The organism is Fictibacillus sp. BK138, from assembly GCF_004216955.1.
Taxonomy (GTDB): domain Bacteria; phylum Bacillota; class Bacilli; order Bacillales; family Fictibacillaceae; genus Fictibacillus.
In genome coordinates this window covers 648625-661752 of the sequence record NZ_SGXL01000001.1, presented here as the reverse complement: position 1 = coordinate 661752, position 13128 = coordinate 648625, and the positions used below count along the sequence as shown (strand labels likewise).

The following is a 13128-nucleotide window of genomic DNA, read 5'->3' as shown; positions in this document are numbered from 1 at the left end:
AATGAAGAAGATACTTTCTGAAAAAGGAAATACACTGATTATTGTTCTTCTAATGATTGTTATTTTTACTGTAACTGGACTCTCTTTAATTACCACGACCTTCAACGGAGTAAAGAAAACTGATGCACGTGAAGCTCAAATTCAATCGGTTGAGCTTGCAGAAAAAGGGATTGACTACTTATCCGCATTATTGGAATCAAAAACAGAGAAGCTCTTAGATCTCCCAGTTAGTGAATTCGATGGTGCCATCTCAAAACTTTTAGACCCTTATGAAGTAAGCGATGCAAAGGCAGAATTCTTGCCTGAATCAGAGCTGAAATCAGACAGCGGAACTTTGAAGGTTAAAGTCTACAACCGCTACAAGGTCGCATCATCGCCAGATGATCTATCACAGATTATGACACTGCACAGTGAAGCGATTGTAAACGGAAAGAAAAAAACATTAATCACAAAAATAAAATTAGGAGCTAAAGAAGTTCCTGAGGCACTAAAATATGCTGTTGGAGCATATAACCCGTGTAAAGGGAAAGAAGGATGTACGACGCGAAGCGATGATGGCAATATGTTTTTGCATGGGGGAGTTGCCATTAAAGGTGATCTATATGTAGAGAAAAATTTAATCACAAAAAATAAAGGAATTGTAGGAACAGATACGAACTGGATTCTATCCGATCTTCCAAGTGTCGAAGGGCAGAATGGAAGGCCGGCACAATTAATATTGCCTGGAAACCTCTATAAACTTACATCAGATCGAAACTACAGTTCACATATAAGAGAAACTGACTTCTTATCAGGATATGGCTATCAAAAAATCAATAAGAAAAATATTAACTCAGCCTTTACAGAGTATAGAGAACCTAACAAAGAATACGTCCCTATTGTAGAAACGAAATCACCTTCTTTTGCTCCTATTGATATTACAGGGCAAAAGAGTCAGTATTATTACTCAAATAGCCATTCTTCATTCCCAGTATCAGAGGTACACGATGGGAACTTTAATAACAATCCGCATAAAGAAAATATTAAAATACGGTACGAAAATGAAAACGTCTTTGTAAACTCTAATAATGATATAAAAATAGATGGTAGTTTTACTTTTAACCGTCTGAGTACTAAAGGATATTCACCATACCGGAACATCAACATTACGAGCCGCCCTGATGATTGGGGCAAACTCACATTTAAAGAAGGAGCTTATTTTGGCGGCGACGTTACCATTGGAGACCCTAGAATCTATCACTACAATACAAACTACTACGATAAATTTGAAATTGATGGACCTATCTTTATTGACGGAGATCTAACGATTTGGGGAGCGAACGTTAAGTTCAATTCTACGATCTATGTAACAGGAAAGACTACCATTCGCTACTCCAGGCTGCAAGGTACAACAGATTCAAACAGAGTTGAAAAATCACTTGTACTATTCGGCAGTGATTCTATCCTGATTGCAAATAATAATGTATTTGGAGATAACCCGAATATCATTAGAGGATTCTTTTATTCTGAAGAACTATTGGAAATCTACGGGGTTGGATCGAACGTGGAAATTCAAGGTGGAGTATTCGGAAGAAAAATTGTACTGAATGCAACCCGAGGGAAAGTTACACCAGGCTCAGGATATGACGATGAGCGAACGAATGGATTATATAATTTCCAGTCGAACCAGACTCAAATCTCTCCATCAAAGTCTCGATTAAGAATTATTTATAATCCCGAACTCATTAAAAATCCGCCAGAAGGTCTTCCTAAAGTTAAAGATTTAGCAATCACAAAATTAGAAAGAGAAATTGAGTAAAGGCTTTCCCATTCCGGGAGAGCTTTTAATTTTATGAGAACAGTAAAATGTTTAAAATAAGATGCCATATTACCACTAACGTATAAAGAGTTAACGCAATATACAGCAGTGTTTTAACTCTATCCATCAGTGGTACAAATCCGATAATAAAAATTAAATATGAGAATAAAAACTTTACGAATAAGAAAAGAATTGGATTAATCATATATAGAGCATTCATAATAGGATTTAATTCAGTCCCACCTTTTAAGAGAAGCCGATGAGTGAATAAAGCATCAGCAGCATTAAAAACAGCCAAACATACGCATATCCAAAGATGACGCTGTACCTGAAACACACTCTCCATCCAGCTCCCTCCTCTCTTAATTGGAGTATACCCAGTTTCAGAAAGGAAGTTTACTAGAATTGTGCATCAAATAGCGACAGGAGGTGTCGGAATATAGAAGTAAAAATAAAAAAGACTCGGCTAAGAGTCCTTTTTACAGTTTTAAATCGATTTGACTTCCTAAGTGTGGTTGAACCGATTGTTCTAGCATCTTTGTAAAGTTTACGCTGTTTTGCTGAGCGGTGTTCATCGCCATTTTCATGACAGAGAGATTAGCTTGCTGCTGGAGTTGAGATTGGTTTAGCATGATGGATAGAGCTGGAATGTACATAGAAAACCTCCTGTTATTAAAAAAGAGATCTTAGACGAAGCTAAGATCTCTTTTTGTAAGTTTAAAATTAACGAAGAAGTTGAAGAACTCCTTGTGGTTGTTGGTTCGCTTGCTTCGCGGCTATGTCTTTCGATCATAGAATAGACTATATCTTCATCCTTTGTTTACAAGGAGCTGGGCACTTCGAACGGTTTTACCGCCCTACGGAGTTCATTGTCATAGCGATTGCCTTAGACAGTATCTCCTAGTCGTTGAACGTTCTCCAGAGTTTCCTCTTAGGAGCTTCGCTGCTGATTATCCAATCCTTTTATTTTTAAACCCGTCACGCTCACCGTTTCCAATCACGTTGTGGGATAAAAGGCTCTAAGGAAGTTCCAGCAATTCACCCAGTGGTACTCTAACCCGTTACCAAGTTAGACGCCCTTCTCATCATTACCTTAAGAGTTGTAAAACTCCTTGAGGGGTTTGTTGAGATTGAGCCAACATTGCTTGTGCTGCTTGAGAAAGAATAGAATTCTTTGTTTGTTCCATCATTTCTTTGGCCATATCTACGTCACGAACACGAGATTCTGCGGCAGTTAAGTTTTCAGAAGACGTGTTCAAGTTGTTAATTGTATGCTCTAAGCGATTCTGAGCTGCACCTAGATAACTACGTCCTGATGAAACTGCTGCAATTTGTGTATCAAGCGCTGTCATAGCAGCATTTGCATTTGTATTGGAATCAAGTGTCAGTGCAGCAACAGCTGTATGCAGATCTGTTAACTTAATACCAGCAGTAGAAAGGTCTAAATCCATTGTTTGAGTCGCATTAGCTCCTACTTGAAGCTTAAGAACACCGGCTGTACCAGCAGAAGCGTCAAGTAGATTCATCGTGTTAAACTGAGTAGTGTCATGAATTCTCTTAATCTCCTCTGAGAGTTGGTCGAACTCATCTTGTAGAGCTGTTCTATCCGCTGTTACGTTAGTATCAGTAGATGCCTGAACTGCTAATTCTCTTTGTCGTTGAAGAATTGAATGAACTTCGTTTAAAGCACCTTCAGCAGTTTGAATTAATGAAATTCCGTCTTGAGAGTTTTTAGAAGCCATATCTAATCCACGAATTTGTCCACGCATTTTTTCAGAGATAGCAAGACCAGCTGCATCATCTCCCGCACGATTAATACGAAGTCCTGAAGATAATTTCTCCATTGACTTACCTTGTGCACCATTTGCAGTATTCAACTGACGATAGGTATTTAATGCAGCGATATTATGGTTAATTCTCATTTTAATTTCCTCCTTGAATGTGTTCCGCCCACGTCCTTGTGGTAGGATTCTTTATTGAAACTCGCCTTACTTTTACGGCCGTTAAAAGTACTGCTTGTCCCTACATCATTAATATCGGAGAAAAAAGAAACATGTTTAACTAGATTTCATTCTTTTTTAATTTTTTTAATTGTTGAAATACATTTAATGAGGTATGTGCTGCTTCATTATTTTCTTGTTGAATGGCTAGAAACACTTCTTTGCGATGAATGTCTATGTTTTTTGGTGCAGAAATCCCTAGCTTTACTTGTTCTCCATCTATAGACAATATTGTCAGTTCAATATTATCACCAATTTTAATTGCTTCTTGTAACCTTCGGGTTAATACTAACATGCTTAACCCTCCTGTCCTAAGCTAGATTCTGATAATTCATGCCTTGTTCTGTATCTGTTATCAGAAAGTACTACTTGCTTAGCCAATTTTTTTTTAACATTTATTACTACTGGTGCTTGAAGATTTGCTGTTGATTTCTCCAATGGATCTTGAATCGTTAAGATGACTTGTACCTGTACATCTGCTTCTTTTTTGATTTTTAATTGTTCTTGTACAGATTCTATTAATTCAAAATCATATTCCTTAAAAAAAAGAAATGGATTTGTTGTGAAAAAAGCTAGTTCTTTTGTAGTTACTGATTGTAATGTTGAAAAAGGAGTCCCTTCTATTGGCAGAAGAACAAACTGTTTTTCATCTTCAAAACCTGGCAAGCCATGTTCAAACTGCAATATTTCCGATTCATTAACTTCAATTGTTTCTTCAAATTTTGTATGAAGTATCAATTTAATCATCCTTTACTTTTTTCATCAACATGTAGACCTACGAAATCAATCTTTAAAGAAGGCATTTGTGTCAGATTAACACTTACAGATCCAGGTATATATTGATGATATGGTTTATTTACTTGAATATCAATTTCCGGCTTATGCGTTTGCCAGTTTAATTTTACACTGCTAGGCTGATAGTTAATCTTAACGCTGTTAACCGATGGGATAAAACCAATGTTAAATTCATAGATGGGACTTTCACTGTTTATTTTCGCATGTTCTAGAATCGGATTGCCACCATTTTCAATGCTCATAAGGTCATCACCTTCTTGAGCCACCCTAGCAAGTCCGGTTAGCCAATCTTCGTAACCTTTTTGTGCAAACTCTTCAATTCTTCTAGAAATATGTTTTAAGTCCATATCTGCTCGAGCTTCCGTTTGGTCTATGGTCAATAGTGATGGTGTACGCTCGATTTCTAAATTAGCTTTCGGTTGTTTTATCCTTAAGTCTGCTGGTTGCTGTTGGATTTTTTGTATTGGACTACTTATCTTTATTCCGATTTTAGCAGAAGTAGATTCCATTCTAATTTGAGGAAAGTTCATATTTCTCCCTCCAAAAGTTTTATCTATTGCAAGAAAAGAGCTATCAAATGATAGCTCTTCTAATTAACGTAAGAAATCCATTAATGTTGGCTGAATAATTCTTGACCCTACAGATAGTGCTGCACGGTGAATACTTTCTTGCATCTTTAAATCTGTAATAACACGCTCAATATCTGCATCTTCATTATCAGAAAGAATGCGGTTGGCAATCACTTCTTGCTCACCCACCCGAGCATCAATTAGTTCAACTCGATTGTATCTTGCTCCTAGCTCAGCACGTTCTGATAGTAAGTTGTCGATATTAGTATCCAATTTACCTAGAAAGTCATTAATAGGTGTTGTGTTGTTACCTTTTAGAGCTTCTTCCAATTCAGCAATATCACCGAAAATATCTGTATTAAATACTTTTGTTGGATTAATATTTACGGCAACATCAATCCCCTTGGACATTTCTATTTTCACTTGTTCTTGATTAATAGATACGGTTGGAGGGTTCGAAGATAAATCAACCGGTGCCTTTGTCGTGTCATTACCGTTAAAAATGTACTTTCCAGCTACTTTAGTGTTTGCAATAGAAGCTAGATGTTCTTTAAGGTGTCCCACTTCTTTTGCGATCATCTCTTTTTGTGAATCCTCGATAGTGCCGTTACTTGCCTGTACAGTTAATTCCCTTATACGGTGCATAACACTTGTAGCTTTGTCTAATGCAGCATCTGAATTTTCCATCCAATTGTATGCTTCAGATAAGTTGCGTTTATACTGTTCTACTTCTGTTAAATTCGTTCTGTATGTCATTCCCTTCATAGCTACAACGGGATCATCTGAAGGACGGCTGATTTTTTTACCAGTAGACAATTGTTCCTGTGTTTTCCCCATTCGTTCATAGCTTTGACTGATATGACGAAGCATGTTATTAGATAACATTGATTGAGTTACTCGCATTTACTGTACCTACCTTCCTCCAACGCCCATGCCGTTTATGATTTTATCAAGCATCTCATCAATCACTGTGATATTTCTAGCTGAAGCATTATAGGCATGTTGAAACTGAATCATATTTGTCATTTCTTCATCTAGTGATACTCCACTTACGGAAGTTCTTCGTTGTTCAACTGATTCTGTCAAAACGGCTGAATTATTTGTTAATCTTACAGCCTGCTGAGCATCAACAGCCATCTTACCAATAGCTCCTTCATAGAAGCTTTGCAGCGTTGCCGTACCACTTCCAAAAGGCAGATTTGTATTTTTGACTTTTGCTAGTTCAAGAGCATTACTTCCATCACCATTAAAGTTACTATTCGCAGCTGCTATATGATCCAGATTGTCAGTATCAGAATGAAGAGTAATAGCTTTTGCGGCGCCTGCTATGTCATTTATTTCATTGAAAAAAGAATAGTTTGTATTCCCATCTAAGCCTGTACCACTTTTATGAACAGTATTGAATTCAACAGTAAACTGATACGCCATTTCGTCTAATTTTGTAAGCATTTCTGGATAGATGCCATTAACTTTTCCAGCATCATTGTATCCATAGGATTCAAGTAATCCCTTAAGTTTTCCGCCTGCAAAATCCTTCAAGTTAATAGCTGAGCCATCAACAGTAATCGTATTAGCTAACTTATTTGTTCCATCATATTGAATGGATAAGTAGTTTACTTTTTGTGCATTGGATTCTAACAAACTAACTTTACTTCCATCTGCGTTAACTAATTTAATATCGTAAAGCCCTTCAGCGAATGAGTCAGGCTTACCTCCGCTTGGACTCTTACTCACTTCAATATTCACTAAAGTTGATAGACGATCTACCAATGCATCTCTTTCATCATATAATTTATTAGGCAAGTAACCATGGGGCTCTACTTCACTAATTTGCTTGTTAATGCTATTGATATCATCAAGCAGTGCATTAATTTCAGTGACATTGAGTTCTGCTTGCGTTTTAAGATCTCCTTGAATAGTTGACAACGAGTTTGATAGATAATTGAATGTTTCAGCTACTGCCAGACCACGCTGGCGAACAACCGAACGAGCTCCAGAATCTTCTGGATTAACAGCTAAATCCTGTAGAGATTGCCAGAACCGATCCATCGTTTTAGCTAACCCATTCTCAGATGGTTCATTCATGATATCTTCCATCTTCTGTAACGCCTCACTGCGGGCACCCCAAAAACCAAATTTATTATTTTCGCCTCGGAACTGTGTATCTAGAAAGCCTTCCCTAACGCGTTGAATAGATCCGGCTTCAACTCCTGTTCCCATCTGTCCAGGGATTTGAGGACGGTTCCTTGCTGGAGCAGGATAAGCTTCTGTTTGCGAAAAATTAACTCGTTGACGAGAATAGCCAGGGGTATTTGCATTAGAAATATTGTTCCCTGTTGTTTGCAAAGCTATCTGCTGCGTGAACATTCCTCGGCGAGCCGTTTCTAATCCGTGAAAAGTTGAAGTCATTTCTAGTTCCTCCGTTATGCTTAAGCTTTTGAATCAAAAAGAGATGCTGCGTTAGTATTGTATGGATTGGACTTTAAGTTGCTGTATGTTGCTGGTTCTGTATGCGGCTGAACCATGCTTAAAGACATATTCACATACTGAAGTGATTGCACCAACAATTCTTGATTTAGTTCATTCCTGCTTTTAAGAATTTCATAAGCTTGGACAAGCTGTTCTTGTAAATGTAGAAGTCTTTCTTTTTCAGGATCTTCTGCTTGTTCCAGCATATCTCCAAGAGTCACATTCGCAAACTTAATCAATCTTTCTTTTTCAATCGACTGCAGTTTTTTCACTTGAAGATCTTCTTCTTTTAATAATGCATCAAGAGCTTTCATATCGCCCTGTTTTAGAACTTCTGTTTTACGCTCTCCAAGAGCTAAAAGATCTTCATGAGATTTCAATAATCGTTCAAGCAATGATGTCATCTGTGCCGTTTCCATGAATGACCTCCTATAACTTTTGCCAGAAGTTAATAATTGATTTCGTCGTTTCAGATACATTAACTTTGTATGTTCCTTTATCTAACTGATTCTTAATTTCATTTACTTTGTCAGCACGATCTTGTTCAAATTTTGAAGAGGATAAAAGCTTTTTCGCTTCATCAGAAATCTGAAGTTCATCTCTTTTATATCCAGACTGAACTTTTTCTTGTTTCATATCATGCACCTGTTTTTTATAAGGGTTGTTTTGTATAGAATTAAAATAGTTTATACGCATAATTCGTCACCTCTTTTAGAGATTGTTTTCTCCTATTAATTATATCGGCAAAACCCTAAAAATCTTTAAAGAATGAAAAGAATATAGGTTATTTGTCCTCAGTATGGTAAGAAGGTAAGACTTCTTGTTGCTTCTTTTTAATTAAATCTTCTATTGAAAGATCAGCCATAATTCGAGTTTTACAATCCTGACATAGCCGACTATCATTTATAGGCTTTTGACATCCATCACAGGGATAGGTAAAGTTCGGAAACCCTTTTACTCGAATTCTTCCCTGATGAATAAAATATATAATTTTATTTTCAGATACAGATGTAGCTTCACTTACATCTATTATAGTGGCATTCCGATTTTCGCTTTTTCTTATAAATCTATAAACTTTGTCATATTGTTGTTCTTCTTCCTTAAAACAAACATCGCAATGTTCACGAAGATATTTCACAAATAACCTTCCGCATTGCGGACAGTTTATTACATTGTCCATATTTCCCGCTCCTTAGCAAACTATATATCTTCCTTATATATCGGAGGATGTTAATTAGGTTTTAACAGGACAATGTCTTTATTTATCTTCCCAGTGTTATAGAAGAAACTTGTTTTGCACCTGCGTCCAATAAGACTTTAGCCGCATATCGCAATGTGCTACCCGTCGTATAAATGTCATCTATTAAAGTGATTCGTTTATCTATAATCTCTTCAGAATTAATTATATCAAATGGATTTGACTTATTCTTAACTCTATCTTTTCTGTTCTTTTTACTTTGTTTCTCTTCGTGAATGTTTCTTTTTAGTGAAAAATTTAAATTCCTATTAATTCCTCTAGCAAGCAGTTCCGCCTGGTTAAATCCTCTTTCGTAATGTCTTTCATCACTTAACGGAACAGGAATAAGAATAGAGTCTCTGATCATTGGTTTACATGTTTTGTGAATAATCGGATAAAAAGCTTTCATTAATTCTGCATCACCCCGATATTTAATATTTGCTATGACCTCTTTCAGAAAATCGTTATAGACATAAAGTGACCGATTTTGCTGCAGGACTCCTGCCCATTCTTCATCTTCTTCCCACCGAATACAGTCGTAACAAGAATCACCATGTCGATATTGCTCGGGAAATAATGAAAATGGTCTTCCGCATATTCTACAAATATCCCCCATAATCAACTCAAGACTCGAAGTGCATGACTGACATAGTAAAGGTTCAGCATTTAGTCCAAAAAGTGCTGCCCAAGACCATGTTTCTGAATATGATTGATGACAATATAGGCAATAACTCAAAATCCCGCCTCCTTGTTCATTTCCCGAATATGTTTTATGGCACTTAGCATACTGAGAGATTTTCCGTAATGAAAGAAAAGCACATGTCCATTATGATCATCTTTGCTTCTGCCAGCTCTGCCTGCCATTTGAACGAGTGCACTTTCAGAAAACACTTCATGATCTGCACCAAAAATGACAACATCTAAGAATGGAACCGTTACACCCCGTTCTAAAATCGTTGTTGTTACTAGAAGCTGAATCTCTTCCTGTCGAAATCGTTCTACTTTATCTTTTCTTAGCGGATCTTCTGCATGTACAAAATCAACGATGACTTCTACATGTCTTCTTATAAGTTCAGTTATTTTTTCAATGCTGGATACAGAAGGTACGAAAATCATTGCCCGCCTTCCACAAACAGCTTGGGACTTAATCCATCTCAAAAAAGCAGGAGGTAATTTTCCTCTTTCTAAACGCTTCTTCCACTCTCCACTCCAAATCAATTTGGGTCCTGGTAAAGGAAATCCGTGAAATCGAATCGGTATTTTTACACAAGGGAGTCTGTTTTGAATGACTTCTTTTTTCATCTTCCGGGAAGGAGTTGCTGAAAGGTAAAGATGAAGAGCATCGGGGTGTGCGGCAGTAGAAGCAGCATGCTGAAGAGTTTTATCGTAGGAATATGGAAACGCATCGACTTCATCAACGATCAGAAGATTAAACGCTTGTTTAAATCTGTAAAGCTGATGCGTGGTTGAGATGACTAATTGTGCAGGTGCTCCTCTTTCTTCAGATCCGCCATAATAGCTGGCAATTGAAGTATCTGGGAAAGCCTTTTTTAGACGAGGCACGAGTTCAAGAACGACATCGGTACGTGGTGTTGCGATGCAAACACGAAAGCCCATCTTCAATGCTTTTTCTATTCCATGAAATAGAACTTCGGTTTTTCCCGCTCCACATACTGCCCAAACCAGTAGTTCCCCACATTTGCCGACTTGTTCAACAAAACGATCAGAAGCGATTTGCTGTCCTGCCGAAAGTTCTCCTTGCCACGTTAACTTATGATTTAATTTATGTTCCACTTCTGGACCTGTCCAAGACAAAAGAGGCGTACACACACTTACTCTACCCATCATGATACAGTTCCGGCAATAAACACAGCTCTCACTTTTACAACGAAAGCAAGAAAATGAAGCAAATAAATGATTATTCTCATTACCGCATCGATTGCATTGCCACCCGTACTTGGTTTTCTTAACACCGGGGTTGTACATGACAAAACCATTCTCAAAGTGCTTTTGGATATTTTCTAAAAGAAAAGGAAGTTCATCAAGAAGTAGCATCTTACCATAGAGGATTTGCTGGAGTTTTTCACTATACTCAAACAAAGATTTCAGAGGTTGGGGTTTTATTTCAGGAAGTTCTCCAAAAGGAACTGGCTTTAAATCAGGGTTTTCTACAAGTGTTTCAGGCGCAACTATTAAACGATTGTTTAAAGAATAGGAGACAAACCTCATTGAGTTGTCTCCTGGTGTGTTAGAGAATGCATTTTCATCTCTCCAATATTATTCTTATTCTTTTATCCAAGTGATTCCGAGTGAACCTTCACCTAGGTGAGTGCCGATTACCGGGCCAAAATAGCTGATCGAAATATCTGCGTTCACATACTTTTCGCGAAGTTCTTCTGCAATCTCAACTGCATCGTCTTCACGTTTCGCATGAATGACACTTATAGTCACTCTATCATCAGTCTTCAAATCTTCATCCATCAGATCAAAAATACGCTTCAACGCTTTCTTTTTCGTACGGACTTTTTCAAATGGAACGATCATTTTATTTTCGAAATGAAGAATTGGCTTGATCTGCAATAGATTCCCTACGAAAAGCTGGGCTGTGTTTAATCGGCCTCCGCGATGTAAGTGATTTAAATCATCTACTAAAAAGTACGCTGGGATTCCATTATTCTTCATCTGTAGCAGTTCGTTCATGATGTCATATCCATTTGCACCTTTACTTGCAAGCTCTGCCGCTTTTAACACATAAAAAGCTTGTGGTGAACAACTTATTTCAGAGTCGAACACATGCAGGGTAATACCTTCTACCATTTCACCAGCAGCGACTGCACTTTGGTATGTCCCGCTAATTCCGCTGGATAGTGTGATCATAACTGCTTCATCGTAGTCTTTAGATAGTTCTTCTAATAACTCGACTAATTCCCCAATCGCGGGCTGCGAGGTCTTTGGCAGTTTTTCTTCCCGACTGACCATTTCGTAAAAATCATCTACTTTTATTTCTGCTTCTTCTTTGTATGTTTCATTGTCAAAAATCACGTTGAGCGGAATCATTACAATGTTCTTTTCACTGCGGATATGCTCGGGTATGTATGAAGTACTGTCTGTAATGACGGCTACCTTGCTCATATTTTTTAATCCTCTCTTATGCAAAAATCTCGTTTTCTTTACCTTTAACAGTGTACACCATCAGGTAAAGTAATTCACCTTATTCACTTTTCTCTTTCGTTTGTATTCGACTTTTCTATAGTGTATCCTTTAACGATTTTAAAGGTCTTTTAAGCGTTTGCTGCATAACGAATAAGCACCGTACAAAACAGAGCGATTTTGCATAGTCGAAATTCTCAATTCCGGCTTAACAGGTACATATTTTTCAAGACTTTCATCTATTTTACTTAAGTATGGAGTAAGCTCGCTGCCAACTCCTCCACCTAATAGGATCACCTCTGGATTCAGAATTGCTGCTGCATTTATAATGGCCGCTGTAAGATGTCTAACCGCATCACCAATAATCTTCCTGGCACCTCGATCACCTTCTTCTGCTAACTTAAACAACTGTTTAGTGGTTACGGACCTTCCCGTTTCTTTTTCATATTTATGAGCGATTCCAAACCCGCCTGCCTGTGTACTTAAATACCCATATCCAGGACGGGCCGGCGTGAAGCCATCAATCAAGACATCATTATCCGTCACCATATATCCGACTTCACCAGCTGAGAACTGGCTTCCCGCATAAACTTCCCCGTTAATGAGTACTCCCGCTCCAATACTTGTACCAATCATGAAATAAAGAGCGTGCTTCACATTTTGCAGACTTCCTTTTTTAATTTCTCCTAACAGTCCAGTGTTCACATCGTTTCCAACATAAACAGGAATTTCAAGAATATCATGCAGTTTTTCACCTAACGGATAACGATTCCACTTTAGGCTAGGTGCTTTCAAAACCATTCCTTTTTCCGTATCAACCAATCCCGGTACACCTAATCCAATACACCACACTTCTTCCATCGTTATTCCTTGTTCGTTCATGCGCCGTTTCATTTCTTCAGCCAGACACTCGGCAACATCTGACAAAATGACTTCACTCGTGATTAACGTTTTGGCATTTAAAAGCTCTCCATCTGCATTAAATAATCCACATTCTATTGTAGTTCCTCCTACATCTGCTGCTAATATGTATTTCTTTTTCAAGCTTTTCACCACCGTTCAATATATAACGTTCTGTATTTTTTCAACACAAGAAAGTTTAATCTTTTT

The 13128-nt window shown here is 37.6% G+C and carries 16 protein-coding genes; 1 reads left to right on the top strand and 15 read right to left on the bottom strand.

Going from position 1 to position 13128, the window contains the following annotated elements; genetic code table 11:
* Position 1 precedes the first annotated feature (1 nt).
* The gene (locus EV282_RS03140) at positions 2–1798 is read left to right on the top strand and encodes a hypothetical protein (protein ID WP_130293724.1); all 1797 of its coding nucleotides are present in this window, start codon (positions 2–4) and stop codon (positions 1796–1798) included.
* Between the two features lie 31 nt (positions 1799–1829).
* Here EV282_RS03140 and EV282_RS03135 read toward each other — a convergent pair whose 3' ends face one another.
* The 15 genes from EV282_RS03135 to EV282_RS03065 all read right to left on the bottom strand — a co-directional run bounded on the left by EV282_RS03135 (position 1830) and on the right by EV282_RS03065 (position 13062).
* Positions 1830–2144, bottom strand: a complete 315-nt coding sequence (locus EV282_RS03135) for a DUF5658 family protein (RefSeq protein ID WP_130293722.1) — start codon at positions 2142–2144, stop codon at positions 1830–1832.
* Positions 2145–2277: 133 nt separating this feature from the next.
* Positions 2278–2454 carry a YjfB family protein gene (locus EV282_RS03130; RefSeq protein ID WP_130293720.1) on the bottom strand — a complete coding sequence of 59 codons (177 nt, stop codon included), beginning with the start codon at positions 2452–2454 and terminating at the stop codon, positions 2278–2280.
* 432 nt (positions 2455–2886) lie between these two features.
* A complete protein-coding gene (locus tag EV282_RS03125; protein WP_130293718.1) occupies positions 2887–3720 on the bottom strand; it encodes a flagellin in 834 nt (277 codons plus the stop codon).
* A 139-nt stretch (positions 3721–3859) separates the two neighbouring features.
* Positions 3860–4093, bottom strand: a complete 234-nt coding sequence (csrA, locus tag EV282_RS03120) for a carbon storage regulator CsrA (protein ID WP_130293716.1) — start codon at positions 4091–4093, stop codon at positions 3860–3862.
* Between the two features lie 2 nt (positions 4094–4095).
* Positions 4096–4536, bottom strand: coding sequence for a flagellar assembly protein FliW (fliW, locus tag EV282_RS03115; RefSeq protein WP_130293715.1), 441 nt, complete (start codon positions 4534–4536; stop codon positions 4096–4098).
* A 5-nt stretch (positions 4537–4541) separates the two neighbouring features.
* A complete protein-coding gene (locus tag EV282_RS03110) occupies positions 4542–5123 on the bottom strand; it encodes a DUF6470 family protein (RefSeq protein ID WP_130293713.1) in 582 nt (193 codons plus the stop codon).
* A 63-nt stretch (positions 5124–5186) separates the two neighbouring features.
* On the bottom strand, positions 5187–6065 hold the full coding sequence (gene flgL / locus EV282_RS03105; protein ID WP_130293711.1) for a flagellar hook-associated protein FlgL: 879 nt from the start codon (positions 6063–6065) through the stop codon (positions 5187–5189).
* A 9-nt stretch (positions 6066–6074) separates the two neighbouring features.
* A complete protein-coding gene (gene flgK, locus EV282_RS03100; protein WP_130293709.1) occupies positions 6075–7571 on the bottom strand; it encodes a flagellar hook-associated protein FlgK in 1497 nt (498 codons plus the stop codon).
* Between the two features lie 20 nt (positions 7572–7591).
* On the bottom strand, positions 7592–8050 hold the full coding sequence (locus EV282_RS03095; protein ID WP_165389336.1) for a flagellar protein FlgN: 459 nt from the start codon (positions 8048–8050) through the stop codon (positions 7592–7594).
* Between the two features lie 10 nt (positions 8051–8060).
* The gene (locus EV282_RS03090) at positions 8061–8327 is read right to left on the bottom strand and encodes a flagellar biosynthesis anti-sigma factor FlgM (RefSeq protein WP_130293706.1); all 267 of its coding nucleotides are present in this window, start codon (positions 8325–8327) and stop codon (positions 8061–8063) included.
* Between the two features lie 88 nt (positions 8328–8415).
* Positions 8416–8811: a TIGR03826 family flagellar region protein gene (locus tag EV282_RS03085; protein ID WP_130293704.1), complete on the bottom strand. Its 396-nt coding sequence runs from the start codon at positions 8809–8811 to the stop codon at positions 8416–8418.
* 82 nt (positions 8812–8893) lie between these two features.
* Positions 8894–9604, bottom strand: a complete 711-nt coding sequence (locus tag EV282_RS03080; RefSeq protein WP_130293702.1) for a ComF family protein — start codon at positions 9602–9604, stop codon at positions 8894–8896.
* Entirely contained in the window at positions 9601–11097 is a 1497-nt protein-coding gene (locus EV282_RS03075; protein ID WP_130293700.1) for a DEAD/DEAH box helicase, read from the bottom strand. Before EV282_RS03075 ends, EV282_RS03080 begins: the two co-directional genes overlap by 4 nt.
* A gap of 54 nt (positions 11098–11151) precedes the next feature.
* Complete coding sequence (locus EV282_RS03070; RefSeq protein ID WP_130293698.1) at positions 11152–12000, bottom strand: DegV family protein; 849 nt, start codon at positions 11998–12000, stop codon at positions 11152–11154.
* A gap of 138 nt (positions 12001–12138) precedes the next feature.
* The gene (locus tag EV282_RS03065) at positions 12139–13062 is read right to left on the bottom strand and encodes an ROK family protein (RefSeq protein WP_165389335.1); all 924 of its coding nucleotides are present in this window, start codon (positions 13060–13062) and stop codon (positions 12139–12141) included.
* Positions 13063–13128 lie beyond the last annotated feature (66 nt).